Annotated in this window: 23 protein-coding genes and 4 pseudogenes; 1 reads left to right on the top strand and 26 read right to left on the bottom strand. The window is 42.4% G+C overall.

Annotation, left to right across the window (positions count from 1 at the left end; all coding sequences use genetic code 11):
* Nucleotides 1-24: 24 nt before the first annotated feature.
* From M1F97_RS08450 to M1F97_RS08395, 12 genes and pseudogenes are all read right to left on the bottom strand, one after another.
* On the bottom strand, nt 25-984 hold the full coding sequence (locus tag M1F97_RS08450) for an ROK family glucokinase (protein WP_247944810.1): 960 nt from the start codon (nt 982-984) through the stop codon (nt 25-27).
* A gap of 123 nt (nt 985-1,107) precedes the next feature.
* On the bottom strand, nt 1,108-2,826 hold the full coding sequence (gene pabB, locus M1F97_RS08445; RefSeq protein WP_247944809.1) for an aminodeoxychorismate synthase component I: 1,719 nt from the start codon (nt 2,824-2,826) through the stop codon (nt 1,108-1,110).
* A 174-nt stretch (nt 2,827-3,000) separates the two neighbouring features.
* Complete coding sequence (locus M1F97_RS08440) at nt 3,001-3,528, bottom strand: AAA family ATPase (protein WP_247944808.1); 528 nt, start codon at nt 3,526-3,528, stop codon at nt 3,001-3,003.
* Nucleotides 3,529-3,584: 56 nt separating this feature from the next.
* Nucleotides 3,585-4,148 carry a TIGR01440 family protein gene (locus M1F97_RS08435; RefSeq protein ID WP_247944807.1) on the bottom strand — a complete coding sequence of 188 codons (564 nt, stop codon included), beginning with the start codon at nt 4,146-4,148 and terminating at the stop codon, nt 3,585-3,587.
* Between the two features lie 110 nt (nt 4,149-4,258).
* Nucleotides 4,259-5,952: pseudogene (locus M1F97_RS08430) on the bottom strand (cache domain-containing sensor histidine kinase).
* Nucleotides 5,949-6,686, bottom strand: a complete 738-nt coding sequence (locus M1F97_RS08425; RefSeq protein WP_093586958.1) for a response regulator transcription factor — start codon at nt 6,684-6,686, stop codon at nt 5,949-5,951. The pseudogene M1F97_RS08430 and the gene M1F97_RS08425 overlap by 4 nt, the downstream one beginning before the upstream one ends.
* Before the next feature lie 70 nt (nt 6,687-6,756).
* A complete protein-coding gene (gene msrB, locus M1F97_RS08420; RefSeq protein WP_247944806.1) occupies nt 6,757-7,869 on the bottom strand; it encodes a peptide-methionine (R)-S-oxide reductase MsrB in 1,113 nt (370 codons plus the stop codon).
* Between the two features lie 9 nt (nt 7,870-7,878).
* On the bottom strand, nt 7,879-8,442 hold the full coding sequence (locus M1F97_RS08415) for a redoxin family protein (protein ID WP_125425338.1): 564 nt from the start codon (nt 8,440-8,442) through the stop codon (nt 7,879-7,881).
* Between the two features lie 13 nt (nt 8,443-8,455).
* Nucleotides 8,456-9,166 (bottom strand): thiol-disulfide oxidoreductase-associated membrane protein CcdA2, encoded by a 711-nt coding sequence (gene ccdA2, locus M1F97_RS08410; protein ID WP_125425339.1) that lies wholly within the window; start codon nt 9,164-9,166, stop codon nt 8,456-8,458.
* A gap of 209 nt (nt 9,167-9,375) precedes the next feature.
* A pseudogene (locus tag M1F97_RS08405) lies at nt 9,376-9,660 on the bottom strand (GNAT family N-acetyltransferase); the annotation flags it as partial.
* A 9-nt stretch (nt 9,661-9,669) separates the two neighbouring features.
* Nucleotides 9,670-10,176: pseudogene (locus tag M1F97_RS08400) on the bottom strand (IS30 family transposase); the annotation flags it as partial.
* Between the two features lie 18 nt (nt 10,177-10,194).
* The gene (locus M1F97_RS08395) at nt 10,195-10,935 is read right to left on the bottom strand and encodes a MerR family transcriptional regulator (protein WP_247944805.1); all 741 of its coding nucleotides are present in this window, start codon (nt 10,933-10,935) and stop codon (nt 10,195-10,197) included.
* Between the two features lie 251 nt (nt 10,936-11,186).
* Between M1F97_RS08395 and M1F97_RS08390 the strand changes: the two genes are divergently transcribed.
* The gene (locus M1F97_RS08390) at nt 11,187-12,527 is read left to right on the top strand and encodes a sodium-dependent transporter (protein ID WP_247944804.1); all 1,341 of its coding nucleotides are present in this window, start codon (nt 11,187-11,189) and stop codon (nt 12,525-12,527) included.
* Nucleotides 12,528-12,566: 39 nt separating this feature from the next.
* Here the strand turns inward: M1F97_RS08390 and manA are convergent, their stop codons facing one another.
* From manA to M1F97_RS08320, 14 genes and pseudogenes are all read right to left on the bottom strand, one after another.
* Complete coding sequence (gene manA, locus M1F97_RS08385) at nt 12,567-13,511, bottom strand: mannose-6-phosphate isomerase, class I (RefSeq protein WP_247944803.1); 945 nt, start codon at nt 13,509-13,511, stop codon at nt 12,567-12,569.
* Between the two features lie 257 nt (nt 13,512-13,768).
* Nucleotides 13,769-14,029 carry a SemiSWEET family transporter gene (locus tag M1F97_RS08380; protein ID WP_001291476.1) on the bottom strand — a complete coding sequence of 87 codons (261 nt, stop codon included), beginning with the start codon at nt 14,027-14,029 and terminating at the stop codon, nt 13,769-13,771.
* Nucleotides 14,030-14,246: 217 nt separating this feature from the next.
* Nucleotides 14,247-14,594, bottom strand: a complete 348-nt coding sequence (locus M1F97_RS08375) for a VOC family protein (protein ID WP_247944802.1) — start codon at nt 14,592-14,594, stop codon at nt 14,247-14,249.
* A gap of 110 nt (nt 14,595-14,704) precedes the next feature.
* Nucleotides 14,705-16,480 carry a pyruvate oxidase gene (gene spxB / locus M1F97_RS08370; RefSeq protein WP_247944801.1) on the bottom strand — a complete coding sequence of 592 codons (1,776 nt, stop codon included), beginning with the start codon at nt 16,478-16,480 and terminating at the stop codon, nt 14,705-14,707.
* Between the two features lie 210 nt (nt 16,481-16,690).
* Nucleotides 16,691-18,913, bottom strand: a complete 2,223-nt coding sequence (locus M1F97_RS08365; protein WP_247944800.1) for a heavy metal translocating P-type ATPase — start codon at nt 18,911-18,913, stop codon at nt 16,691-16,693.
* 9 nt (nt 18,914-18,922) lie between these two features.
* Complete coding sequence (locus M1F97_RS08360) at nt 18,923-19,294, bottom strand: cupredoxin domain-containing protein (RefSeq protein WP_247944799.1); 372 nt, start codon at nt 19,292-19,294, stop codon at nt 18,923-18,925.
* Nucleotides 19,295-19,304: 10 nt separating this feature from the next.
* The gene (locus tag M1F97_RS08355) at nt 19,305-19,700 is read right to left on the bottom strand and encodes a CopY/TcrY family copper transport repressor (protein ID WP_247944798.1); all 396 of its coding nucleotides are present in this window, start codon (nt 19,698-19,700) and stop codon (nt 19,305-19,307) included.
* Between the two features lie 126 nt (nt 19,701-19,826).
* Entirely contained in the window at nt 19,827-20,456 is a 630-nt protein-coding gene (pyrE, locus tag M1F97_RS08350; RefSeq protein WP_247944797.1) for an orotate phosphoribosyltransferase, read from the bottom strand.
* A 42-nt stretch (nt 20,457-20,498) separates the two neighbouring features.
* A complete protein-coding gene (gene pyrF / locus M1F97_RS08345) occupies nt 20,499-21,200 on the bottom strand; it encodes an orotidine-5'-phosphate decarboxylase (RefSeq protein WP_001209287.1) in 702 nt (233 codons plus the stop codon).
* A gap of 192 nt (nt 21,201-21,392) precedes the next feature.
* Complete coding sequence (locus M1F97_RS08340; RefSeq protein ID WP_247944796.1) at nt 21,393-22,511, bottom strand: cell division protein FtsQ/DivIB; 1,119 nt, start codon at nt 22,509-22,511, stop codon at nt 21,393-21,395.
* 9 nt (nt 22,512-22,520) lie between these two features.
* Nucleotides 22,521-23,579, bottom strand: a complete 1,059-nt coding sequence (locus M1F97_RS08335; protein WP_247944795.1) for a UDP-N-acetylglucosamine--N-acetylmuramyl-(pentapeptide) pyrophosphoryl-undecaprenol N-acetylglucosamine transferase — start codon at nt 23,577-23,579, stop codon at nt 22,521-22,523.
* 1 nt (nt 23,580) lies between these two features.
* Nucleotides 23,581-24,933 carry a UDP-N-acetylmuramoyl-L-alanine--D-glutamate ligase gene (murD, locus tag M1F97_RS08330; RefSeq protein ID WP_247944794.1) on the bottom strand — a complete coding sequence of 451 codons (1,353 nt, stop codon included), beginning with the start codon at nt 24,931-24,933 and terminating at the stop codon, nt 23,581-23,583.
* 103 nt (nt 24,934-25,036) lie between these two features.
* Nucleotides 25,037-25,213, bottom strand: a pseudogene (locus M1F97_RS08325) (AAA family ATPase); the annotation flags it as partial.
* Nucleotides 25,214-25,284: 71 nt separating this feature from the next.
* Nucleotides 25,285-25,689: a PaaI family thioesterase gene (locus M1F97_RS08320; RefSeq protein WP_000651219.1), complete on the bottom strand. Its 405-nt coding sequence runs from the start codon at nt 25,687-25,689 to the stop codon at nt 25,285-25,287.
* Nucleotides 25,690-25,719: the final 30 nt, after the last annotated feature.

The raw sequence follows: 25,719 nt of genomic DNA, 5'->3' as shown, positions 1-25,719 counted from the left end.
TAGCATTTTCCCTCTTTTATTATTTTATTGCAAAACAAGTGATGCTGCTCCGATAACTCCAGCGTCATTTCCTAGAGTTGCAAGAGCCAATTTTGTGGATGTGCGTACTTGTGGGAAAGTATTTTCGTCGTAGACTTTTTGAACACCTTGGAGAAGGAATTCTCCTGCAGCTGACACCCCACCACCGATAACGATAGTTGATGGGTTGAGGATTGAGCCGATGTTAGCACACGCAATACCCAAGTAACGTGAGAAGTTACGGTAAACGATCAAGGCAAGATCGTCCCCTTCTTTTGCCAAGTCAAAGACAGTTTTAGCAGTTACTTCTTCACCGTCGTCAATCAAGCGTTTCAACTCTGCATCGCCTTCATATTCATCCGCGTAACGGCGAGTCAAGTTGACAATCCCTGTTGCAGAAGCAACTGTCTCAAGACAGCCTTTTTTACCACAGGTACATGCGATTGGTTGGTCAAAATCAACAGTGATGTGACCAAGCTCACCAGCAGCACCAGCAACACCGTGAAGTAATTTACCTTCTGCGACGATACCGCCACCAACACCTGTACCAAGTGTCATAAAGACAACGTCTGGTTGATTGTCACCAGCGCCCATCCAGCGCTCACCAAGAGCAGCTACGTTGGCATCATTATCAATGAAGAATGGAATACCCAAGGCTTTTTCAATCTTTTCTTTAATTGGTTGAAGGGTTTTCCAGTTGAGGTTGTAAGCACCGATAACAGTCCCTTTTTCACGGTCAACCACACCAGGTGATCCCATTCCAATCCCTCGAAAATCCGTAGCTGACAATCCAAGCAAGTCCAAACGATGTTGAATAGACTCAATCATATCATCTACAATATGGCTTCCCTCGTCCAAAATATTAGTCTTGATAGACCATTTTTCTTGGATTTCTCCCTCTTGAGTTAAAATTGCAAACTTGATAGATGTTCCACCAAGGTCAATCCCAATAATCTTTTGACTCATCGTCTTCTCCTTTTTAATTGAAAATGCTTACAGATATAGTATAACAAAATCGTCTGTTTTGTGCAAAGGTTTGCGTGAATTTATTTTCATTTAGTCATTTTCTTTGCTCCAAAGTTTGCTAACTTAAGATTCAATCCTCAACTCATACAAACCTCTGACTGCATTACAGCCATAAATAGTTTCCGCTTGGTCCAAGTCTGGCACAGTCAAGACTTTTTCCTCTACCTGTCCTGTTTCCAGCAAATGCTGGCGGTAGATTCCTGGTAAAATTCCTTGACTGATGGGTGGTGTGTAGAGTTTACCATTAATTTTTAAGACCAGATTCCCAATAGAGGTTTCCAATAGCTCTCCTGCTTCATTATGGTAAATGATTTCCTGTTTACCTAGATTTAAATGTGGTCTGTGAGTGATTTTGAAGTAGGTAAATGCTTGCTGCAAATCTGCTTCCTGAAGGCAAAGTTGAGCCTGGCAGAAAGCTGGACTAAGGGGTTCAAGTACTTGGCGACTGACTTCCATCTCTCCTGATTTGCTGATAGTAATTCGCAAGCGGTAATCTTGATTAGCATCACAAGTCTGACACTCCTTCTCTATCTTTTGTCTCAGTTCTTCTGGATCAAAAGGATAGGTAAAATAACGACTCGCCTTTGTCAACCTTTCCAGATGTTGATCTTCAAACAGCAGGCTCTTCTGGCTGATTTTTCCTGTAGTAATCAATTTGAAACGAGCTTGTTTACGATAGAGAACAGCCGCCTTTTGATGAACTTCATGGTATTCGGATTCCCAAGTGCTATCCCATGTAATGCCTCCGCCAACTCCATAGATAGCTTGCCCCTTGTAGAGTTGAATGGTCCGAATAGCAACATTAAAAATCCGTCGTCCATTTGGAAGCAAGAGACCAATCGTTCCACAGTAGACTCCGCGTGGTTGAGGCTCCAAGTCCTTTATAATCTTCATAGTCGCAATTTTCGGAGCTCCCGTTATGGATCCACAAGGAAAGAGAGAGCGAAAAATGGAAACCAAGTCCACATCTGCTCGCAACCGACTCTTGATTGTCGAAGTCATCTGCCAAACAGTCGAATACTGCTCCACTTGACACAGACGTTCTACATGCTCACTCCCCACCTCAGAAATACGGTTCATGTCATTGCGCAAGAGATCCACAATCATCATATTTTCAGAGCGATTTTTAGGATCCTGCTCCAACCAACTAGCTTGGGCAAGGTCTTCTTGGTCAGTCACTCCCCGCTGAGTTGTTCCCTTCATTGGACGAGTCGTTAATTCTCGGTCATTTTGCTCAAAAAAGAGCTCTGGGCTCATGGAAATCACTGCCATCTCATCATGTTCCACATAGGCATTGTAGCCCGCCTCCTGTTCTACCACCATGCGATTGTAGATGGCAAAAGGATTGGCACTTAAGTCTTGCTTGAGTTGGACAGTGTAATTTACCTGATAGGTGTCCCCCTGACGCAAATGATGGTGAATCTGGGAAATAGCCTTTTCATAGTCCTCTGCAGACGTTACTTCCTGCCAATCAGAAGGCAAATCAACCTCATCATAAATCAGAGGAATAGGGGATGTTTCCACCCTATCGTGAACAGTAAAATAAAGCAAATACTCGCCCAGTAGAGGAAGCTTGTGAACTGCTAGTTTTTCCTCAAAAGCAGGTGCAGCCTCATAACTGACGTAGCCCACAACATAATAGCCTTGCTCTTGGTAGCTTTCCACCTGTGCTAGCAGGTCCGCGACTTCTGCTAAATCTCTCGTTTTTAACTCTTTAATCGGCTGGGTAAAGGTGTATCTCTCCCCCAAAGCCCTAAAATCAATCACTGTTTTTCTATGCATATCTTAAGTATAGCACAAAAAAAGCCAACCTAGAACAGCTAAATCCAGCTTTGTTTACTGATTTCTGTAACGAAAAATTCTCTACGTTACTTTTTTCTACATTGGAGTGCTTTTAACAAGAATTAAACAAAAACAGAGAGAGTCTTGGTTGCTATACCCTTACTCTCTCTGTTTTTACTGTTCAGAAATTAAAAATTGATTTGAAGTTTTAATGATGCCTACCGTTTCTTTGATATCTAAATCATCCGTGTACAGAAAATGATGTTTCTCACTATTTTTAGCTAAGAATTCATTTCTTGCTTGGATTGATAAATCGCCTGTTCTCTCAATTTCTTTCCGAGAAGAATCCCTATCTTTCAAGGTTTCTTCTTCTGCCATTAGGACACAATACTTTAGCTTAATTTGTTTTTCCTTTAAGAAAGCTACAATTTTCTTTAGTTGATCTTCAAATATGACATACTCTATCACGACGGTAATGCCTCGGTCAATGAAATTATTGGTCAGACTGATGATATTATCCCAGAACAAATCCATGTAAAATCCATCATCTTCCCAAGGAGCTACGAGACCACCTTTAATCATTAAGTAAATCATATCCCCCTCTATAACTGCACTTTTGTCAAAAGAATAGGCCAATTCTTTGCTGACAGTGCTCTTTCCAACACCTGGAGGACCCGAAATGATATAAACACAATTTTCCAACTTTAACCTCTATATACTTGAACTATCTCTCTAACTTAGGATCATTCTCAGCCCACTTATGATTTTCTTATGAAATCTTCTGGATACTGCGCACGCGCACCCCCGATGAGTTTTGGACGGCTAGCTAGAGCCGTTACATGGGCGTGCCCAATCTCACGCAAAACTGGTCGAATCGGAACCTGCACATGCTTGACATGCATACCGATTGCGGTATCTCCGATATCAATTCCTGCATGAGCCTTGATAAACTCCACTTCAACAGGGTCCTTCATAAACTTGAAGGCTGCCAGTTGACCCGAACCTCCTGCATGGAGAGTAGGAAGGACGCTAACGATTTCCAGACTAAACTGCTCCGCTACTTGACGTTCAACGACCAGAGCCCGATTGACATGCTCGCATCCTTGAACGGCTAGATGGATTCCTTTCACTTTCAGGATATCCAAAATGGTCTTCACAATGATTTCGCCAATTTCTTGGCTTGATTCCTTGCCTATATGGCCGCCTAAAACTTCGCTAGAGGATAGACCTAGGACAAAGAGGCTTCCTTCACGCAATCCAGCCTTTTCCAAAACATCTTCAATTACCTGCTGTGTTTCTGTTTTAATTCTACTTTTGTCCATCACTCTTAACCTCATTTTTCTCCTACTATCATATCTTTTTTTACTGATTTTATCAAGGCGGACTAATCATTCTGATTTTTAAAAGTAAAACTCCCAGAATGAACTGGGAGTTAGCTAGTTTCTATTCTATATTTATGTATATTTCAACCGTCGTCCCTTTTTCGGGGGCAGAATCGATCTTCATCTGGTAATTGTCTCCAAAATGAAGTTTGAATCGTTGGTCGACATTTTGAAGACCAACTCCCCCACGTTTGAGCTGACTTTGACTACTATCGCCAGCAGCTTGGAAACCAACACCATCATCCTCTATGCAGATGACAAGCCCTGAATCCTTTTTCTGGACGGAAACTTTAATATGTCCCTGTCCATCTTTCTCCTTGATGCCGTGATAAAGAGCATTTTCTACAAGAGGTTGCAACACCAACTTGGGCAAGGCTAGGTTATCAAAAGCAGAATCTTCAGCAATCTCATACTCCAACTTATCACCATAGCGTTGTTTCTGGATAAAGAGGTACTGGCGGACATGATTGATTTCATCGGAAAGCGAAATCAAATCTTTTCCTTGATTGAGCGCCAAGCGGAAATAGGTTGCCAAGGACTTAGTCACCTGAACCACTCGCTGACTATCCTGAAATTCAGCCATCCAGATGATAGTATCTAGGGTATTATAGAGAAAATGCGGATTGATCTGACTTGATAGGGCTCGAAGTTCATACTGACGGGTCGTTTCTTCCTGCCTGCGAACATCTGCCATCAACTGATCAATCTGATCCAACATGGCATTAAACTGGCGAGTCACTTCTCTCAGTTCATAGGCGCCAGCTTCCTTAGCACGCAGATTTTGTGTACCAGAAGCAATTTCCAGCATGGTTTCTCTCAAATCCTTCAAAGGGGCAATCCAGCGTTTGAGGCTGAACCACACCAAGCAGAGACAGGCAAATAGAGACGTGAAACTTGCCCCAAACAAGGTCCACATGAGTTGACTACGAACCTGGTCTAACTTCTCCAACGAAGACACGCCTATAACCGTCCAATCTGTTCCTGCAATCTTTTCCTGACTAACGTAGGATTGATGGTCCAGCGTATAGCCCTGTCCCGTCTCGATGTAGGGTTTCATAGCCTCCATTTCACTAGACGAACTATAAACTGTGTGTTTAGGATGGTAAACAAATTCATGATTTTCATTGATGATAAAGGCAAAACCCTGCTGGCCCAACTGGAGTTGGTTGAGATAGGCTTCCAGAGTTTCATAAGAAATATCCAAACGAAGCACGCCCAAATTAGCTCCCTTTGCATCAACAAGTTCCTGAGTAACAGAAATGACCCACTGGCTATCTGATTTACGAGCTGGAGTCAAAACGGGCATGGCTCCCTGATGAATGGCCTTTTGGTACCAATCCTCAGCCATCATATCTGAGGAAGTTTTCATCTGCACACTGTCATCTGTAGAAATAACCTGACCAGATTTGGTTACCAAAACCACAGTCTTCAAGTCCTGGTCTGCCTTTAAGATGGTCAAAAATAAATCTCGGATTCCCTCGACCTTGTCTTGACTGGGATTCTCAGCATAGGCTAACACATCCTTCTGCTGGGTCAAACTGGTCGAGGTGGTTTCTAATTTTTTGATATAAGACTGAATAAAGTGGCTAGTCTGGCTAATGGTCGTTTGGCTATTGCCTTCAATGGTAGCTTCAATGGCTGATGAACTAGATTGATAGTAGAAAGTCCCAACCAGAGCTAGGAGAATGAGAAAGACCAGAAAGATGGAAATAACCATTCTGACTAGGAGAGAAGAACGCTTCATTGACCTTCCCCCTTCTTAAACTGACGAGGCGTCACACCTGCAATCTGTTTAAAGCGTTGGGTAAAGTAGTTCATATCTTCAAAACCAACCTTCTCTGCGATCTCATAAATCTTTAAATCCGTTGTCAAGAGCAAGAGCTTGGCTTGTTTGACACGTTCTCTCACCAGATAATCCTGAAAAGGTAGGCCCAACTCTTTCTTAATCAAGGAGCTCAGATATGTCGAACTAAAACCCAAGTCACTGGCCAAGCTCTTTAAACTGAATTGGCTATCAGCTAGATGGGACTGGATCTTCTGGGCTATGTTTCCTTCAAACTTATCGGTCAGTAAATCTTGTAACTGCTCTTCCTTTTCTTCCTTGTCTAGTTTTTGCTTGATTTTACCCAACATTTCCTCAATATCCTGACGAGAAAAGGGCTTGAGCAGGTAGTCATCCACACCTAGTTTGACAGCAGATAAGGCATAATCAAAATCATCGTAGCCCGTCAAAAAGACCAAATGCACCTGAGGATAGGTTTCTCGGACCAGACTAGCCAACTGGATGCCATTTAGCTGAGGCATGTTGATATCGGTTAAAATGATATCCGGAACCTGCTTTTGAATCAATTCCCAAGCCTGTCTTCCATTTTCAGCCTGACCGATGATTTCCATATCGTAGGCTGCTACATTAACCAGTTTGGTCAAGCCTTGTCTAACCAGAAATTCATCTTCTACGATTAAGATTGTGTAGGTCATGCTCTGCTCCTTTACCACTTACTAGTATCAGTATAGCAAAATTCTCCTCTAACTGCTTAGGAAAGCCCTCTCAATCAACATAATCTAGTAAATAGGCATAGCCTTTTTCTGCCATTTGGTCTTTGGGAATAAAGCGGATAGAAAGACTATTGATACAGTAGCGCAAGCCACCCTTGTCCTTTGGTCCATCCGTAAAGACATGACCAAGGTGAGAATCTCCAACTCGGCTTCTTACTTCCATGCGTGTCATATTGTAGGACTTATCTTCTTTGTAGGTGGCAACATCCGGGCTGATTGGTTGCGTAAAACTAGGCCAGCCACAACCAGACTCAAACTTATCCTTTGATGAAAAGAGGGGTTCACCAGTTGCCACATCCACATAGATACCAGATTCAAATTTGTCCCAATAACGGTTTGAAAAAGCTCGTTCTGTTTGATTTTTCTGGGTAACTGCATACTCCTCAGGCGACAAGGTCTTTTTCAATTCCTCATCGCTTGGTTTGGGATATTTGCTGGCATCGATGACGGGATAGGCAGCCTGATTGACATTGATATGACAGTAGCCATTTGGATTTTTCTTGAGGTAGTCTTGGTGATAATCCTCCGCCACCACAAAATTCTTCAAGTTTTCCTTTTCAACTGCCAAAGGTTGGTCGTATTTCTTAGCCACCTCATCAAAGACTTGGTTGATTACCTCTAAATCCTTTTCATCTGTGTAATAAACGCCAGTACGATACTGGGTCCCCACATCATTTCCTTGTTTATTTTTGCTGGTTGGATTGATAATGCGGAAGTAATGAAGAAGAATTTCTTTGAGGGAAATTTGATTGGCGTCGTAAGTGACATGGACAGTCTCTGCATGTCCTGTTTGGTTAATCAATTCGTACTTGATTGTTTCCCCTCTACCATTTGCATAGCCTGAAACGGCATCGGTTACTCCAGGCACGCGTGAGAAGTATTCCTCCACTCCCCAGAAACATCCCCCAGCTAGATAAATTTCGTGCAAGTCTGCGTCTTTGCTCACTTCTGTTTTTTTCACTGTTTTTCCTCCTTGGCTAACTGATGCCTTCTCAATTTGCGAGCTATCTGTCTGCCCTGCATTTCGCATCAATAGAAAATAGAAACCGGTTATGGCTAGGAGAATGACCCCTGCCAAGACAAAAAGTTTTACTTTATCATTCATAGCCTTTCTCTACCCCATTTCGTTCAATTCTTTTAAAATCATATCCTTATCCATAAAACCTGGTTGCGTTTTGACCAGCTTGCCTTCCTTGTCTATAAAGGCTTGAGTCGGGTAAGAACGAACACCATAACTTTCCAAAAGTTTGCCTGACGGATCAATTAGAACTGGAAAATTTTTATAATCCAAACCCTTGTACCAGTTCTTAAAGTCCGCTTCTGCTTGCTCCCCCTTGTGGCCAGGAGATACCACCGTCAAGACCACGTAGTCATCACCAGCATCCTTAGCAATTTCGTCCGTATCTGGAAGGCTGGCTAGACAGATGGAACACCAAGAAGCCCAGAATTTAAGATAGACTTTCTTGCCTTTGTAGTCAGATAAACGATAGGTCTTACCATCTACTCCTGTTAGTTCAAAATCAGCGACTGCCTGACCTTTAGTCGCAGTTTGCGCACCGACTTGTTCTGTTTTGGTTTGCTCCTTCATAGTTGATTCGTCTGACATGTTTTTAGCCGAACAAGCTGCCAAGCAACAGATTGAGCCTACTCCAAGGAGACATGTTTGCCATTTTTTCATTTCTTTTTCCTCTCTATTCAAATAATGTAGTCAAAATGGAAGCATTTCCCAAAAGCACCAAGATTCCCATCAGGATAATGAGGAAACCACCCACTTTTTTGAGGGTTCCGAGGTAGGGATGGAGTTTTCGGAAATGTTTCAAAACATAGCTGGAGGCGAGAGCTAGAACCAAAAATGGTAGTGCCAAACCCAGCGTATAAACCAACATGAGACCAGCTCCCTGCCAAGCACCTGAGCCACCTGAAGCCGCTAAGGCCAAAACATACCCCAGAACTGGCCCCACACATGGCGTCCAAGCAAAACTAAAGGTCAACCCCAGTAAAAATGCCTGACTATAGCCGTTAGCGTTTTGACCCTGTCTCTTTAATTGTAGCCTTTTTTCCTTGTAGAGCCCCTTCAAATGTAAGACTTCCATCTGGTGTAAGCCCAAGAGAATGATAACTGCACCCGTCACATACTGAAACCAGGAAGCATACAGCAAATTGCCTAAAAAACCAGCTCCATAGCCCAGTAAGATAAAGATAAAGGATATCCCTGCTATAAAGGCCAAAGTTCGCAATAGACTAACGACTGAGATTGAAAATTTTCCGCTGGAAGCCTGAGCACCATCTTTATCATCCAACAAGACCCCTGCATAGACTGGCAACAAGGGTAAGATACAAGGAGAAAAGAAGGAAAGAATTCCAGCAAGAAAAACACTAATAAAAAAGATTACATTGTCCATTGCCTTCCTCCATTCTTTGATTTGATAAGTCTATTATAATTCCTAACTCTAAGAAAAAACAGGGACAATGATAGGGAAAAATAGGAATTTAATCAGCTTATTTAGAAATCTGGCACAAAAAAAGCCAGACAAGGTCTGACTTTGATAGAAACGGAAAAGAAAATTCACTACTCTTCTCTGCTTATCTGGTAATAAATAAGGTCCGCAACCTAGTCTTTTCTCTCCACACCATTGGCAATAGTTTTTAGATAGGACATTCCCACTTTTTCCATAACGCGACCTGAAGCTGGATTGAAACTGGCATAGCGAGCTCTAACTCTTTGAAAAACTGCTTGGGTAAAACAGAAGTCTAAAACAGCTTTCAAGGCCTCCGTCATCATACCACGACCCCAATAATCTTTTCCTAAAACATAGCCAATTTCACAAGAAGAATCGTCCTCATCCATCTCAACGATGCTGATATCTCCTATCACTTGCTCTGGGTTTTCTTTAATCCTGAATTGTCAAATTAAGTGCACATTTTCTTCATAGAAAACTTCATAAGGTGTTTTCCAGTTGAGACACTTTCGTGGCCTATTATTTAGTTTATTCTCCCACAGCTGAATGGTGTGCTCGTCAATGAATGTTAAGTCGCTCCCTTTGGGAAAATATTCTCGTAGTAATCCATTGGTATTCTCATTTGTTCCTCGTTGCCAAGGCGCATGAGGATCGGGAAAATAGACTTCTACCTTTAATTTGTCGGTCAAGTCCTGATGCTTCGTGAATTCTTTTCCTCTATCTGGAGTGACAGTTTCTTCCGGCAAGAGCGCCAACATTTTTACCATAGCTTCTATCACCAACTTGCTTTTCTTGACAGCTATCTTCTGGATTTTTAGAAAACAAGAATAGCGATCCGTTAGAGTCACTAAACAAGCTTTTCCAGTTTTCCCTGCAACCGTATCTGCTTCCCAATCACCGATCCTAGCCCGCTTGTTTGCTTCTTCGGGTCTTTCGCAAATGGTATGAGAAATAGGAAATTCCTAGCCTATTTATTCTGCATTTGTCTGAACGTAAGCCGCAATGACATCTGACGTGTACTGGGCTGTTCCAGAACCAAACTTGTCAATGTTTTCCTTAAACTCTGGGTTGTAGACGTAACCTTTACCGATATGACCGAATACCTCAATAGAGCAGTCAAATCCATAAGTACGGATGGCTTGCAAGAGTTTAGCAGCTTCTTCTTGATTTTCGTCTGCTGTTGCAGGTAAACCAGCTTGAAGATTTTGTGCCAAAGTTTGAAAGACTTGGTTAAAGGCAGTCGTAGCCTCATCTTCGCGGCCTTTTTGGCGCTCGAGAGCCTGATCCATGACTTCTTGACCATATTTCTCTACCGCCTCTTGGTGGTATTTTTGATTGTCTTGATAGCTAAATCCAGTGAATTTTTCCTCAATCGTCATTTTTCTTTCTCCTTTTTGTTCTTGAATGGTTTTTTGCAAGGTGAAAATCAAGGTATCCAGATGTTGCCTTTCTCGAGTTAGATAGTCCAACTGCCTAGTCAAATGGGGCAATAAATCTGTCCTTTCTTCCTTTAACAGCTCTGCTATTTTTTCTAAAGAAAAGCCTAGATATTTATAATACAGAATGACCTGAAGTCGTTCCAAATCCTCTTGACTATAGGTTCGATAGCCGTTTTCCGACTTTAAAGGAACCAAGAGCCCTATCTTATCGTAGTGGTGCAGGGTCTTGACAGAGACACCTGAGAGCTGCGCAGCTTCTTTTATATGGTACATGATTTCCTCCTTACAAGGATAGTATAACCCCTCCCCTTAGGTCAGAGTCAAGTGATTTTACGAAAATTTTTTTACTTTTTGAGAAAGGTGTGAAAACTTGAAAATGGTTTTCTTGACAGACCTTAGAAAACATGATAGGATAGTCAGGTCTATCAATCAAACAGAAAGCTCATAAAGAGCCATTGAGAGAAGGCTATTTGACAACTCAAGTAGCCTTTTCTTATTTTAAAAACAAGATTGGAGTTTCAACTATGTCAGAAAAATCACAATGGGGCTCAAAACTAGGCTTTATTCTAGCATCTGCTGGCTCAGCCATCGGACTTGGAGCCGTTTGGAAGTTTCCTTACATGACTGCTGCTAATGGTGGGGGAGGCTTTTTACTGGTCTTTCTCATTTCCACTATTTTAATCGGTTTCCCGCTCCTGCTGGCTGAGTTTGCCCTTGGCCGTAGCGCTGGCGTTTCCGCTATCAAAACCTTTGGAAAACTGGGCGACAATAACAAGTATAACTTTATCGGTTGGATTGGTGCCTTTGCCCTCTTTATCCTCCTATCCTTTTACAGTGTTATTGGAGGATGGATTCTAGTCTATCTGGGTATTGAGTTTGGGAAATTGTTCCAGCTTGGTGGAACGGGTGATTATGCTCAGTTATTTACTTCAATCATTTCAAATCCAGCCATTGCCCTAGGAGCTCAAGTAGCCTTTATCTTATTGAATATCTTTATTGTATCACGTGGGGTTCAAAAAGGTATCGAAAGAGCTTCGAAAGTCATGATGCCCCTGCTCTTTATCATCTTTGTCGTGATCATCGGGCGCTCGCTCAGTTTGCCAAATGCCATGGAAGGCGTTCTCTACTTCCTCAAACCAGACTTTTCAAAACTAACCAGTGCTGGTCTCCTTTATGCCCTAGGCCAATCTTTCTTTGCCCTTTCACTTGGAGTTACAGCCATGCTCACCTATGCATCCTACTTGGACAAGAAAACCAATCTAGTCCAGTCAGGGATTTCCATCGTAGCCATGAACATCTCAGTATCCATCATGGCAGGTCTAGCCATTTTCCCAGCCATGTCAGCATTCAACATCCAGTCTGAAGGAGGACCAAGTCTCCTCTTTATCGTCTTGCCTCAACTCTTTGACAAGATGCCTTTTGGAACCATTTTCTACATCCTCTTCCTCTTGCTCTTCCTCTTTGCGACGGTCACTTCTTCTGTCGTGATGCTGGAAATCAATGTGGGCAATATCACCAATCAGAATAACAGCAAACGTGCCAAATGGAGTGCCATTTTAGGAATCTTGACCTTCGTCTTTGGGATACCTTCAGCCCTATCTTACGGTGTTATGGCAGATGTTCACATCTTTGGAAAGACCTTCTTTGATGCCATGGACTTCTTGGTTTCCAATCTTCTCATGCCATTTGGAGCTCTCTGCCTTTCACTTTTTACAGGCTATATCTTTAAAAAGGCTCTTGCTATGGAGGAACTCCATCTCGATGAAAGAGCCTGGAAACAAGTACTTTTCCAAGTCTGGCTCTTCCTTCTTCGTTTTATCATTCCAATCATCATCATCGTGGTTTTTATAGCCCAATTTATGTAATCAAAAAGGACTTGAGTAGTGAACTCAGGCCCTTTCTTTTTATGGATGACTAACAATCAATTCCAAACCTTGCCCTTCCAAGGTCCAGGCTTCAACATCACTTGGTAGGATAAAGTGGCTACCTTTTTGGATTGGATATTCTTTTCCATCTACAATCAGTTTTCCTTGACCAGCTAAGACACTCAATAAGCTGTAATCAGCTGTCTTTTCAAAATCAACTTTTCCAGTGATTTCCCACTTGTAAACGGCAAAGAAGCCATTGGATACAAGGAGAGTTGAACGCAAATCATCTGCTTTGACAGTTACAGGACGGCTATTTGCTGGCTCACCAATGTTCAAAACATCAATAGATTTTTCAAGGTGAAGTTCACGCAAGTTGCCCTTGTCGTCCTTGCGGTCAAAGTCATAGACACGGTAGGTGGTATCGCTTGACTGCTGGGTTTCAAGAATCAAGATACCTGCGCCAATAGCGTGCATGGTTCCGCTTGGTACATAGAAGAAATCCCCAGCCTTAACAGGGACTTTTGTCAGCAAGGCATCCCAGTTTTTGTCCTCGATTTGCTGGCGGAGTTCTTCTTTTGATTTGGCATTGTGACCATAGATAATTTCTGAACCTTCGTCTGCTGCGATGATATACCAGCATTCTGTTTTTCCGAATTCGCCTTCATGCTCGAGTCCGTAAGCATCGTCTGGGTGAACTTGGACACTGAGCCAATCGTTGGCATCGAGAATTTTAGTTAAAAGCGGAAATACAGGCTCTGGACGGTTGCCAAACAACTCACGGTGTTCCGCATACAAAGTAGCAAGGTCTGTTCCCTCAAAACGACCATTGGCGACCTTGGAAACTCCATTTGGGTGAGCTGAGATAGCCCAGTATTCGCCAATTTTTTCACTTGGAATGTCGTAACCAAACTCATCACGTAGCTTGGTACCACCCCAGATTTTTTCTTGCATAACTGATTGTAAAAATAATGGTTCTGACATGTCGATCTCCTGTCTGATTTTTCTCCCCTCATTATAGCAAAAAAAGAGTTCGAATTGAACTCTTTTTCAGTTCTTATAAAGTAGGGAGAAGATTTTGTAAAAATAGTAACGAAATAATCTTTTACTTTATGGAGTAACCTCTAAAGCAGCACTCAGAAAGCTCGCTGTCAACGGCTATTCTCCTCAGCTCTCATTAGACTTCCTTTACTTGAGAATCTATTTTTATGTACAAAAAAAGACTGAAACCAGTCTTCTTTTTAAATCAATGCCGTAATAGCCGTTACTAGACCAAAAACGATACCCGGTGCATTGGCAGCTGCAAGTGGAATATCTCTTTCCTTTTTGAAAAGACCGTAGTAAACCCATAGGCTACAGTTGATGGCTGCGACCAAGGGTTGGATAAAGTTTCCTTTTTGACCAGCCAGGTTGTTCATGATTTGTGGGAAGTAAGAGACATACATCATAACGGACATAAAGGTCGCTACCCAGCCCAAAACTTTCATTTGTTTTTCAGACATTTCAAAACCTCTTTCATTTTTATGAATCATATTTTATAATCTTTTTTCAAAACAATCAAGACTTTGAAGCTTTTGTTATGAAGATGTAAACTATCACAATCTTGTGATAAGAAAGAGGAAACAGAAAAAGACCGAATTACTCCGATCTTTTAATAGTTCATATGCGCACATTCTTTTTTTAAGAATCATTATGGTTAACGTCAAATGACTACGCGCCCTATTTCATACGATAAAAATCAATCACTAGGCCAGCAGGGCCTTTAACTAATAAGGACTCTGTTCCCCAATCCGTTTCACAAGAACCGTGTAAAATCTCGACACCAATTTCTTTCAATCGTTGGTAGTTCTGATTTAGATCCTCAACCTCGATGTGAAGAATGATTCCTGACTGAAAATTGTTCAAAGGAATCAAATGATTTTGGGACAACATCAGACAGTGACTGCCAATCGTAAACTGTGCAAAACTGTCATCAACATAGTCTGCCTTTTTATCCAAAAGTCGTTCCAAGTCAGCACAGACTTGGGGAACATTTGAAACAATAATATCTAATTGATTTAAATTCATTGATTATCCTCCAGAAAAAGACCGGATTGCTCCGATCTTTTCAAGTTCCACTCTATGAAAATCAAAGAATAAAGTCTACAAATTTAAAATTTGATTTTCGACGAGAGTAATTATTTGATTGCGCGTGATTGCAATCCTTCTTCTTCCAAGAAGAGGCGGAATGGTACGAGTTCTTCTGCTTCGTATTTTTCCTTGAAGGCTTTGATTGCTTCCTCTGAGTAAAGTTTTGGATCCAATTCAAGTACTTCTACTGGAAGTGGACGGTGTTGAGTGATACGAGCATCGATCACAACAGTTTTACCTTCTTTGTTCAATTTAACAGCTTCTGCAACAACTGCATCGATATCTTCGATACGGTCAACTGTAAATCCTACAGCACCTTGCGCTTCAGCGATTTTCGCATAGTCAGCATTAGGGAAGTCACAACCAAACAAGTGTTTGTTTGTGTCTTCGTATTTGTCCTTGATGAAGGCATATTTACCATTTGAGAAGACAACGTTGATAACTGGAAGGTCGTATTGAACGTTTGTGATCACGTCTGGGTAGCACATGTTGAATGCACCGTCACCCATGATGTTCCATACTTGGCGATCTGGATTGTCTTTCTTAGCAGCGATACCACCAGGAAGGGCAATACCCATTGTCGCAAAGAGTGGAGATGTACGCCACATGTTCTTAGGTGTCATGTGAAGATGACGAGTAGATGTTTGAGTAGTGTCACCTACGTCGATTGAGTAGATAGCGTCTTGATCAGCATGTTTGTTGATTGCATTGTAAACTTGGTACAATTGCAATTCACCCTCAGTTTTACCTTCGAGTTTGTTCATGTAATCACGCCAGTTTTGGTTGTTCTTAACGTTTGCACGCCACCATGGAGTAGATTCTACTGGGTTTACTTTGTCAAGGATTGCTTTCGCTGCTTGGCCTGCGTCACCAAGAATAGAAGCGTCAAGGGCATGACGTTTACCAAGTTTATAAGGGTCGATATCGACTTGGATGAATTTCTCAGTGTTCTTGAAGGCTTCGTAAACTTCAGCAAATGGGAAGTTTGAACCAAGGAAAAGAACGGTGTCTGCTTCAAAGACCACTTCGTTGGCTGGTTTCCAACCAACACGGTAAGCTGAACCTGTCAAACCTTCATAGTTCCATTCGAAAGCTTCAAAGTTTTTACCAGTTGTGATGATTGGTGCTTTGATTTTACGTGACAATTCTGTAATCACTTCACCTGCTTTAACACCACCGTAACCAGCGTAGATAACTGGGCGCTCAGCATTGTTCAAGATTTCAACTGCTTTGTCGATTTCAACTTCGTTCAAAGCAGGAGCGATGAATGAACGTTCGTATGAACCTGAACCGTAGTAGGAGTTTTCGTCGATTTCTTGGAAACCAAAGTTTACTGGGATTTCAACAACAGCTGGACCTTTTTTAGAAACTGCAGCACGGCAAGCTTCGTCGATTACTTTTGGCAATTGCTCAGCGTAAGCTACACGTTTGTTGTAGACAGCGATACCGTTGTACATTGGGTTTTGGTTAAGTTCTTGGAAGGCATCCATGTTGAGTTCGTTGACTGGACGTGATCCAAGGATGGCAAGGAATGGAGTGTTATCCATAGCTGCATCGTAAACACCGTTAATCAAGTGAGTCGCACCTGGCCCACCTGAACCAACTGCAACCCCGATTGAGCCACCGAATTTAGCTTGCATCACCGCTGCAAGAGCACCTGTTTCTTCGTGGCGAACTTGCAAGAAGCGGATATCTTTGTCTTCAGCCAAAGCATCCATGAGTGAGCTGAGTGTTCCTGATGGGATACCGTAGATAGTGTCTACGCCCCATGTCTTCAATACGTTGAGCATTGCTGCAGATGCAGTAATTTTCCCTTGAGTCATAATAACTCTCCTTCAAAATAATTTCATACATTTACAAAAAGCGCTTTTATATGTTGTTTGAAAGCGATTCAGTAAATTTACAATCCTAATTTACCACATTTACTTTGAGTATCCTAAGAATGTGCTCAGAAGTTTTCATTCTCTATTACAGCACAGATTGAAAACACTTCACAGAACTGTTTTATAATAAAAAAGCGGTGGACACCGCTTTTAGTCTATCTTCGTAAAGTTTAGCATGAGTGAACTGGTTAAAACAGATACAGAACTAAAGGCCATGGCTAGACCAGCCAGTTCTGGATTGAGAACGAGACCAATTCCTGAAAAGACTCCTGCTGCAATCGGAATTCCAGCGACATTGTAGATAAAGGCCCAGAAAAGATTGAGCAGAATTCGATTGAAGGTTTTCTTGCTCATGTCAAAGGCACGAACCACTCCTAGGAGGTTATTAGTTGTCAACACCAAATCTGCTGACTCGATGGCAATATCTGTTCCAGCTCCCATAGCAATCCCCACATCTGCTACACTGAGGGCAGGAGCGTCATTGATACCATCACCAACAAAGGCTACTTTTCCAGCTGATTGTAGTTTATGGATTTCATGGGCTTTTTCTTCTGGCAAGACACCAGCAATGACCTCTTCGATTCCGATCTGATCGGCAATAGCACGCGCCACGCCAGCATTATCCCCTGTCAGCATGACTGTTTTAAGTCCACGTTTTTTCAGCTGACTGATGGCTAGCTTGGCATTTTCCTTGGGGATATCTTGCAGGGCAAGCAAGCCTTTGATTTCATTGTCAACAGCCAAGTAGACAACTGTCTTAGCTTCTTTTTCTAGTTCTTCTAGTTTTTCTTGATAAGTGCTAGAAATGTTCATGCCATCCAGCATTTTAGCATTTCCAAGCAGAACTTGTTTTCCATTGATTTGCCCTGAAACACCTTTTCCATGCAAGGCTTGGAAATTTTCTACAGTATGAAGCTCAAGTTCAGCTTCAGTCGCCCGCTTGACAATAGCTTGAGCCAGTGGGTGTTGAGAGGCTTCTTCCAAAGAAGCCGCCAAGCCTAATACTTCTGTCTCATCACCAATGATATCGGTGACCACAGGTTTTCCTTCCGTCAAAGTCCCTGTCTTATCAAAAACAATAGTTTGGACTTTCTGAATTTCCTGTAAGACCGTTCCATTTTTAAGAAGAACTCCCATCTTGGCACTACGGCCAGTTCCCACCATCAGTGCTGTCGGTGTTGCGAGTCCTAAGGCACAAGGGCAAGCGATAATCAAAACTGCTACCCCATAAAGTAGAGAGGTCACAAAGCTAGCCTCAAGCAAGACAAACCAAATCCAAAAAGTCAGAATCGCTAAAATGACAACTGCTGGGACAAAAATCCCTGAAATCTTATCCGTCAAATCCTGAATCGGTGCACGACTGGTCTGAGCTTTCTTCACAAAGTCCACAATCTGTGCCAAGACAGTCTCTGAACCAACTTTTTCTGCCCTAAAAACAAGCGTTCCACTATTATTGATGGTGGAGCCAATGACGGTATCTCCAACTGTTTTGTCTACCGGCAGGCTCTCACCTGTCACCATAGACTCATCAATACTGGACACACCTTCGACTACAACCCCATCAACCGCAATCTTTTCACCTGGCCTTACTCGGATCAGGTCACCTACCTTGACTTGCTCCAAGGGGATTTGAACATAGCTATCATCACGCAAGACTTCTGCAGTTTTAGCCTGCAAATCTAGTAATTTCTCCACAGCTTGGGAAGTATTTTTTCGCATTTTTTCCTCAAAAACTGCTCCCAAAAGAACGAAGAAGAAGATAAATGCAGCACTTTCAAAGTAAACGGGGAGACCAGCGAAGAGGGCAACTAAGCTATAGAAATAGGCCACTAGGGTTCCCAGAGCAACCAAGCTATCCATGTTAGCATTGTGCTTTTTAAAACTAGCCCAAGCACTTTGGATATAAGGACCACCTGCTACTAGCATAATGGGTGTTGTGGCTAAAAAGGTGCCCCAACGCATGACTTGGTGACTAATTCCTCCTGTCGACATCCCAATCATGAGAATCACAAGAGGCACAGTAAAGATACTAGTAATCCAAAAACGTTGCAAAAGTGACAAAGATTTTCGAGTCTTCTCAACTACGGTATAACTTCCCTTTTGCATCTTCATACCACATGAGAATTCATGCTCACCCAACTCTCGAGGTGTAAAACGAATTGTCTTCTCTTCATCTACGCCGATTGGTTCCAAGATGCCTTCTTCTTCAAACAGAATTTCCTTATAACAGTTTGAAGGAGTTGTACGATGAAAGGTAATTTCAGCGGGAATTCCTTTTTGAAGCTGGATGTGGGCTGGATGGTAGCCTTTGTCTGCCGTGATACGGATTTTTTGAACACCATTTTCAAGACTTGCTTTTACAATTTCAGTCATATCATTCTCCTATTCTACAATCATCTTACCGTGCATCATATTCATGCCACAAGAGAAACCATACTCTCCAGCCTGTTCAGGTGTGATTTCCACTACATACTCTTCACCCATAGGCAGGTCCGCATGCACACCAAAGTCTGGGAAAACAATCTGAGCTAGGCAGGGTGAAGGGTCCTTACGGTCAAAGATGATACGGGCTGGCACTGATTTCTTAAGAATAATCAACTCAGGCGTATAGCCCCCTTTGACTTCCACTCGAATCTCTTGGTAGCCCTTTTTTTGCTGGGCCTTCTGTCCAGATTTTTCAGGTTTTTTGAAAAACCAAAATAGGATAAAAACGATAAGGGCAATACAAATAATGGTTACAATACTATTTAACATGACGTCTCCTTTACATACAATTACATTTTACTTCAGCAACTGCGCTAACTTTCTTCTCAGAAATCACAGCTTCCAAATCTTCCAAGTCAGCTAGAGTAAAATCACATCCTACAATTAAATCAGCCAACAAGTTCTTAATCCTACGAGAACAAACCTTGTCTTTAATATCTTGGACAAGCAAGTCTCGGCTTTGGTCCAAAGTTAAAAGGGCTGAATAGACAAAGAACTTGCCTTCTTTTTTCCTTGTCAGACACTCTTTCTCAACCAAACGAGCCAAAAGAGTTTGAATGGTCGACTTGGACCAGTCGAACCGCTCCGCCAGAACCCTGATCAAATCGCTACTGGTCTGCTCTCCTTGCATCCAAATAATCTTCATGACCTGCCATTCTGCATCTGAAATCTGCATAATCACACCTCCTAAACCTACATTTGTCGATTACAGTTATTAGTATACTCCGAAAATCTACATTTGTCAACTAAAAAGAACTGATGCTATGCATCAGTTCCATCAAAATCTAAGAAATGAGTTTCTCTATCCTTGCCAATTTTCTTGGTCTTCTTTAAAGCGTTTTAAGAGAGCCAATCCCTCTGGGGTGATGTAGCCTTCTTCTTGGGCTAGGTGAATGAGCTCGCTATAGTTAGATAGTGTCACCAATTTGACACCAGCATCCGCAAAGTTCTTATCTGCTTTTGCTAGTTGATAGCTAAAAATGGCTACTACACCGAGAACATCTGCTCCTTCACGCTTGGCAGCTACTACCGCTTCGAGAACTGAACCACCAGTTGAGATCAGATCTTCGACAATTACCATTTTTTGCCCTTGGGCTACACGGCCTTCGATTTGGTTGCCTGCTCCATGGTCTTTCGGTTTGCTACGGATATAAGCAAATGGTAGGTTCATCTTGTCCGCGATGATAGCTCCGTGTGGAATCCCTGCTGTCGCAGTTCCTGCAATCACTTCAACCTCTGGAAAGGCTACTTTGATAGCATTCACAAAACCATTTTCAATCAAAGTTCTAGTTTCTGGGTAAGCTAAGGTCACACGATTATCCGTATAGATAGGTGACTTGATACCAGATGCCCAAGTGAAAGGCTCTTCTGGTTTGAGATAAACCGCTTGAATTTTCAATAGATGGCTAGCAATGTCTCTAGCAAGTGTCATGGTATACTCCTTCTTATCCTTAAATCTATAATCAAATACGCTTTAGACCCAATCGCGTGTCCATTCTTCCTTGATAGCATGGTAGGCTGCTACAGGGTCTTCTGCCTGTGTGATAGGACGGCCTACTACAATGTAGTCACTACCGATTTGATAGGCCTGACCAGGGGTCACTACGCGTTTTTGATCCGCTGCTTCAGCACCTGCTGGTCGAATACCTGGTGTCAAGCAGATAAAATCTTCGTTTGTCGCCTCCTTGATGAGTTGGGCTTCTTGGGCTGAGCAAACCACTCCATCCAATCCAGCTTCAGCTGTTTTCTTAGCATAGTGAATCACTGATTCTTGCAGACTAGTTTGGATATTTTGACAGTCTTGCATTTGTTCTTCGGATGTTGAGGTCAATTGGGTCACCGCGATAAGAATCCCTTGATCACCAAGGCCTTCACGCGCAGCCTGCATCATTTCAAGCCCACCTGCAGCCTGAACATTGGTCATATCGACACCCAGACTTGACAAGATTTTCATGGTTGACTTGACTGTATTTGGAATATCATGCAACTTGAGATCCAAAAAAACACTATGTCCCAATGATTTCAAATAACGCACAACTTCGGGCCCTACTGCATAGTAGATTTCCATTCCTACCTTGACATAAAGTTTTTCCTCTGCTGGAAAAAGGGCTAAAAATTCTTTGGCTTCCTCGAAACTTGGAAAATCCAGAGCAATGACTGGGCGACTCTCACGCATTCTTTTCTCCTATTCTTTGCTAACAGTCCATTGCTCAAAAAAAGGAACCTGCTAGCAGCTAGGTTCCACGAAAAACGGGTAGAGTCTCTACCCTTTCACTGTCTAACCTTAGCTGCCTCTCTGGACTGCTTTAAAAGTTTTCTACTATTCTATTATTTATAACGACACTTGTCAAGTAAAAACTGAAGATTCTTATTCTTGTTTCTTTTCTTCAGCTTTTTTTTCTTCCTGTTTTTTCTTCTCCGCTTCTTTAGCTTCTTGTTTAGCCTTTTCCTCAGCTTCTTCTAAACGTTTATCAGCTAGGCTGGTGCTATAGATTCCTGCCTCCATATCAATGAAGCTCGGTTCTGCTAGTTGTGGCTTAATTTTGCTGTAATAAGGTAATTTCTTACTCAACTCTGACAAGGGAACTACTATTTCATCTGTATCCTGCATAGTAATTTTTAGAAGATCGGCAGTTGCTTTACTTGGAGCTAGTTCGATCTTCTGGATTTGACTCTTTATATCCTCACTGATGCTAGAAAGACCCGTTATCAAATCCTTCACCTGCTGCTCATCGTTAAAGGTGACTGTTAGGTAGGTCTCAGGCAGGTTCAAAAGGTTGACAGGGCTTGAGTCAATTGTTCCACTAGATAGGATTGGATAGTGGTCTTCACCTGTCACATAGTAGCCAACAATCTCAAACTCTTTAACTTCAATCGTAAAGTTTGTCGGAAATTTGTAATCAATCTTTGCTGACTCTATCCAGTGATTAGACTTGATCTTCTCAGCGTGCTTCTCCTTGTTCCATAACAAAGACAAGGTATAGTCGCTATCCTGAATGCCAGAAACCTGTTTAATGTCATCCGCTTGAGTCTGGACATTGCCCTTAACCTCGATATGCTTGATAGTCGAAAGAGGGGTCAAGAGATAGATAGAAAGGAGGAGAACCAGAACACTCGGTACTAAGATACTCACAGCTCGCCAAATATGAACAGGAGCAATTTTCGGCTTGGCAGGTTTTTCTGGTTTTTCTTTTTTCTTCTTCTCTTTTTCCTCTTTGACTTTAGGCTCATCCTTTTGTGATTTTTCTTCTTTTTCGGATGGTTCTTCGTCTGGAACAATTTCGTTCTGGTTGGAATCACTTGGTGACTTCTTACTTTCCTCTAACAACTTAGAGTTTTTCCCCATTCGAGCTTGTTTTTCCTTTTCCTTCTCCGCAGCTAGGGCAGCTTCCTCCTCAGCCTTCTTTTTCAGATATTCTTGGTTCCGTTTCTGCCATTCAGACAATTCTTTCTTCTGGTTTGATTCTTTTTTCTTATCCTTTGACATTGGTTTTCCTTATGATAAGTCTTTTCTTAGTAGGGCATAAAAATCATCAAGAGATTTCAATTCAGTTGAAGCTTTCATGCTAGCTTGGTACTGATCCTTGTGACTAAGCAAGTGACTGAGTTTCTCCTCCAAGCTTTCCAAGGTCAAGTCACTTTCTTGCAGTTCTTCTGCATAGCCTTTCTTAACAAAGTAGGCTGCATTTTCAATCTGGTCTCCTCGACTTGCTTCACGACCCAATGGTACGATGAGATGGAGTTTCACCATGGCCAAGAGCTCAAATATCGTATTGGCACCGCCACGCGTCACCACCACATCTGCCATCTCCATCAAAGGTTGATAGAGATCCGTCACATAGTCTACTCGAAAGAGATTTTGACTTAACTCATTGAGGCTTGAATCTCCAGTGAGATTGATAATATTGTAGCGCTCTGTCAGTTCTTGCTTATGATCTGTCACCAATTGGTTAAAGACACGAGCTCCTGCAGAACCACCGACAAACAATACTGTGGGTAATTTAGGATTAAAGTGGGTTTGGATATCCACCAATTCATCTAGCTCTGAAGTTTTTTGGTCTGAAACCTTGGTCACTGCCCCCACATGTTCGACTTTTGCAAGACCAGCAGCCTGCTCAAAGGTTGAGTACATCTTGGTTGCGAATTTATAGGCAATTTTATTGGCCAAGCCCATAGACAGGTCAGATTCGTGAATAAAGACTGGCACTCTTGACACTCGCGCTGCGATAACCGGCGGTACAGAGACAAATCCCCCCTTAGAAAAAAGAGCTTGCGGACGAAGTCGTAACATGATAAAGAGGGATTGGACGATACCCCAGGCAACTTTAAACACATCCAGCATATTTTGCCAAGAGAAATAGCGACGCAACTTCCCAGTCGCAATGGAATGGAAGGTCACATTCAAGCCTGACTTGAGGATTTCTTGGTGTTCGATTCCATGCTTATCTCCGATATAATGAACTTCCCAGCCGTCTTCGATGAACTTGGGCATTAACAAAAGGTTGAGGGTGACGTGTCCAACCGTCCCCCCACCTGTAAAGACAATTTTTTTCATATTATTCCTTTAACTCCGCTACTGTGTCGATAAAGAGGTCGCCACGTACTTCAAAGTTAGCATACATATCCCAGCTAGCATTGGCAGGACTGAGGAGAACCACATCTCCTTGAGTCGCGAGCTCATAGGCCTTGCGGGTCGCATCAGCAATATCTGTCGCATCTACATAAGCCACACCAGCCTTATCTGCTGCCCGTTTAACACGTTCTGCAGACTGACCGAGGATGACCATCTTCTTGAGTCCAGTGATATCTGGCACCAGCTCGTCAAATTCATTCCCACGGTCCAAACCACCTGCAATCAAAATGACCTTGCTGTTGTCAAATCCTGACAAGGCTTTTTGAGTTGCCAAGATATTGGTTGATTTACTGTCGTTATAAAATTTCACACCCTTAATCTCATCCACAAATTGGAGACGGTGTTTTACACCACCAAAGGCTGAAAGAGTTTCCTTGATGGTTTGGTTGTCTACACCACGAAGCTTAGCTACTGCAATGGTCGCAAGGGCATTTTCTACATTGTGGCTACCTGGAACACCGATTTCACTCGCTGCCATGACCACTTCCCCACGGAAGTAAAGTTGACCATCTGCTAGATAGGCTCCATCAACCTTTTCAAGTGTTGAAAATGGAACAACAGTGGCTTGTGTTTTAGTAGCCAATTCTTTTGCCAAATCTTGGTTAAAGTTCAAAACAAGAAAATCAGCTGCTGTCATCTTGTTCTGGATATTCCACTTGGCTGCCACATACTCCTCAAAAGAACCATGATAGTCGATATGAGTGGGCATGAGGTTGGTAATAACCGCAGTCTCAGGATGGAATTCTTGGACACCCATCAGTTGGAAAGAAGAAAGTTCCATGACGAGCGTGTCCTTGGCTGTAGCAGTTTGAGCAACCTGACTGGCTGGATAGCCGATATTCCCTGATAGGAGACCATGTTGACCAGCAGCAGACAAAACTTCCCCAATCATGGTCGTTGTGGTTGTTTTCCCATTTGAACCAGTGATACCGATAATTGGCGCTTCTGAGATCAAGTAAGCCAACTCCACCTCAGTCAAGACTGGAATACCCTTTGCCAAAGCCTTTTCAATCATGGGATTGCTATAAGGAATCCCTGGATTTTTCACCATCAGAGCAAACTCTTCATCCAACAATTCCAAAGGATGCCCACCAGTGATAACCTTGATCCCATCTTCTAGCAAGCTTTGAGCAGCAGGATTTTCTTCAAAAGGCTTGCTGTCATTTACTGTCACAATGGCACCTAGCTTGTCCAACAAACGAGCCGCAGACTCACCAGACTTGGCCAAACCTAAAACAAGGACTTTCTTATTTTTAAATTGATCGATTACTTTCATGTCTCAAACTCCATTTCTACTCCTACTATTTTACCATTTTTATGGAAATAAAAAAGCCACAAAGTGTATTTGTGACTCTTTCTTCTAACTTAATGTTCTCTTATCATCGATGAGAGAAATCGGTAACTCGAATCGCTTGGTCTACTTGCTCCCAGATAAGAGGATTGTGGGTCGCAATAATAATTGTTCGATTCGGATTTTTTAGAGATTCTAATATAGAAAGTAGCTCCTCAGAATTTTTGGGGTCTAGTGAAGCAGTTGGTTCATCTACGAGAATCAAAGCTAACCTGCACTCCAAAAGTTCGACAGAGAAATGTCTAACTCTTAGAGTGCAGTTCAACTCTCAGTACTTTATATCCTCACCTGTCTTTCTTCTGACCGCTGGCCTGTGACAAACATGGTAAAGGTTGCTTTGCAGACATTTCTGCCCTCTTGATTGGTGATATCGACATCTACGACACAGGTTGTACGACCTTGGTGGACACATTCTCCTTTAATGGTCAGCACATCGTCGAGTTTTCCTGCCTTGAGGTAGTTGATAGAGGACTGAAGCGTCACTCCATCAAGCCCCAGCGAGATAACCACCAAACCACTAATCTGATCACAAAGGGTAAAGAGATAGCCACCATGGGCATTGCCATAGTAGTTGAGCGACGAGTCCACTACTTTGGTCGTCACCTCAACGTGACCATCTCTCATTTGTTCAATTTCGTAATTTTCAAAGGCAGATATAGCGTCAAAATGAAAATCTTTCATCGTTTCCTCCTGATAGTTCAAACGACACTA

Origin of the sequence: Streptococcus oralis, from assembly GCF_023110435.1 — a bacterium.
Classification (GTDB): Bacteria; Bacillota; Bacilli; order Lactobacillales; family Streptococcaceae; genus Streptococcus; species Streptococcus oralis_CF.
Note: the sequence above shows the minus strand (reverse complement) of the source record. Positions and strands in the feature narration are given on the sequence as shown.

What these genes read in the sequence shown, in the direction of transcription:
- M1F97_RS08395 (WP_247944805.1), bottom strand. Translation starts at nt 10,935, where the DNA reads ATGTACCATATAAAAGAAGCTGCGCAGCTCTCAGGTGTCTCTGTCAAG.
- M1F97_RS08375 (WP_247944802.1), bottom strand. Translation starts at nt 14,594, where the DNA reads ATGAATTTAAATCAATTAGATATTATTGTTTCAAATGTTCCCCAAGTC.
- M1F97_RS08340 (WP_247944796.1), bottom strand. Translation starts at nt 22,511, where the DNA reads ATGTCAAAGGATAAGAAAAAAGAATCAAACCAGAAGAAAGAATTGTCT.
- M1F97_RS08390 (WP_247944804.1), top strand. Translation starts at nt 11,187, where the DNA reads ATGTCAGAAAAATCACAATGGGGCTCAAAACTAGGCTTTATTCTAGCA.
- M1F97_RS08380 (WP_001291476.1), bottom strand. Translation starts at nt 14,029, where the DNA reads ATGTCTGAAAAACAAATGAAAGTTTTGGGCTGGGTAGCGACCTTTATG.
- M1F97_RS08415 (WP_125425338.1), bottom strand. Translation starts at nt 8,442, where the DNA reads ATGAAAAAATGGCAAACATGTCTCCTTGGAGTAGGCTCAATCTGTTGC.
- M1F97_RS08425 (WP_093586958.1), bottom strand. Translation starts at nt 6,686, where the DNA reads ATGACCTACACAATCTTAATCGTAGAAGATGAATTTCTGGTTAGACAA.
- M1F97_RS08450 (WP_247944810.1), bottom strand. Translation starts at nt 984, where the DNA reads ATGAGTCAAAAGATTATTGGGATTGACCTTGGTGGAACATCTATCAAG.
- msrB (WP_247944806.1), bottom strand. Translation starts at nt 7,869, where the DNA reads ATGAATGATAAAGTAAAACTTTTTGTCTTGGCAGGGGTCATTCTCCTA.
- manA (WP_247944803.1), bottom strand. Translation starts at nt 13,511, where the DNA reads ATGTCAGAACCATTATTTTTACAATCAGTTATGCAAGAAAAAATCTGG.
- pabB (WP_247944809.1), bottom strand. Translation starts at nt 2,826, where the DNA reads ATGCATAGAAAAACAGTGATTGATTTTAGGGCTTTGGGGGAGAGATAC.
- M1F97_RS08335 (WP_247944795.1), bottom strand. Translation starts at nt 23,579, where the DNA reads ATGAAAAAAATTGTCTTTACAGGTGGGGGGACGGTTGGACACGTCACC.
- M1F97_RS08435 (WP_247944807.1), bottom strand. Translation starts at nt 4,148, where the DNA reads ATGGACAAAAGTAGAATTAAAACAGAAACACAGCAGGTAATTGAAGAT.
- M1F97_RS08360 (WP_247944799.1), bottom strand. Translation starts at nt 19,294, where the DNA reads ATGTTAAATAGTATTGTAACCATTATTTGTATTGCCCTTATCGTTTTT.
- pyrF (WP_001209287.1), bottom strand. Translation starts at nt 21,200, where the DNA reads ATGCGTGAGAGTCGCCCAGTCATTGCTCTGGATTTTCCAAGTTTCGAG.
- spxB (WP_247944801.1), bottom strand. Translation starts at nt 16,480, where the DNA reads ATGACTCAAGGGAAAATTACTGCATCTGCAGCAATGCTCAACGTATTG.
- ccdA2 (WP_125425339.1), bottom strand. Translation starts at nt 9,166, where the DNA reads ATGGACAATGTAATCTTTTTTATTAGTGTTTTTCTTGCTGGAATTCTT.
- pyrE (WP_247944797.1), bottom strand. Translation starts at nt 20,456, where the DNA reads ATGACACTTGCTAGAGACATTGCTAGCCATCTATTGAAAATTCAAGCG.
- M1F97_RS08355 (WP_247944798.1), bottom strand. Translation starts at nt 19,700, where the DNA reads ATGCAGATTTCAGATGCAGAATGGCAGGTCATGAAGATTATTTGGATG.
- M1F97_RS08365 (WP_247944800.1), bottom strand. Translation starts at nt 18,913, where the DNA reads ATGACTGAAATTGTAAAAGCAAGTCTTGAAAATGGTGTTCAAAAAATC.
- murD (WP_247944794.1), bottom strand. Translation starts at nt 24,933, where the DNA reads ATGAAAGTAATCGATCAATTTAAAAATAAGAAAGTCCTTGTTTTAGGT.
- M1F97_RS08320 (WP_000651219.1), bottom strand. Translation starts at nt 25,689, where the DNA reads ATGAAAGATTTTCATTTTGACGCTATATCTGCCTTTGAAAATTACGAA.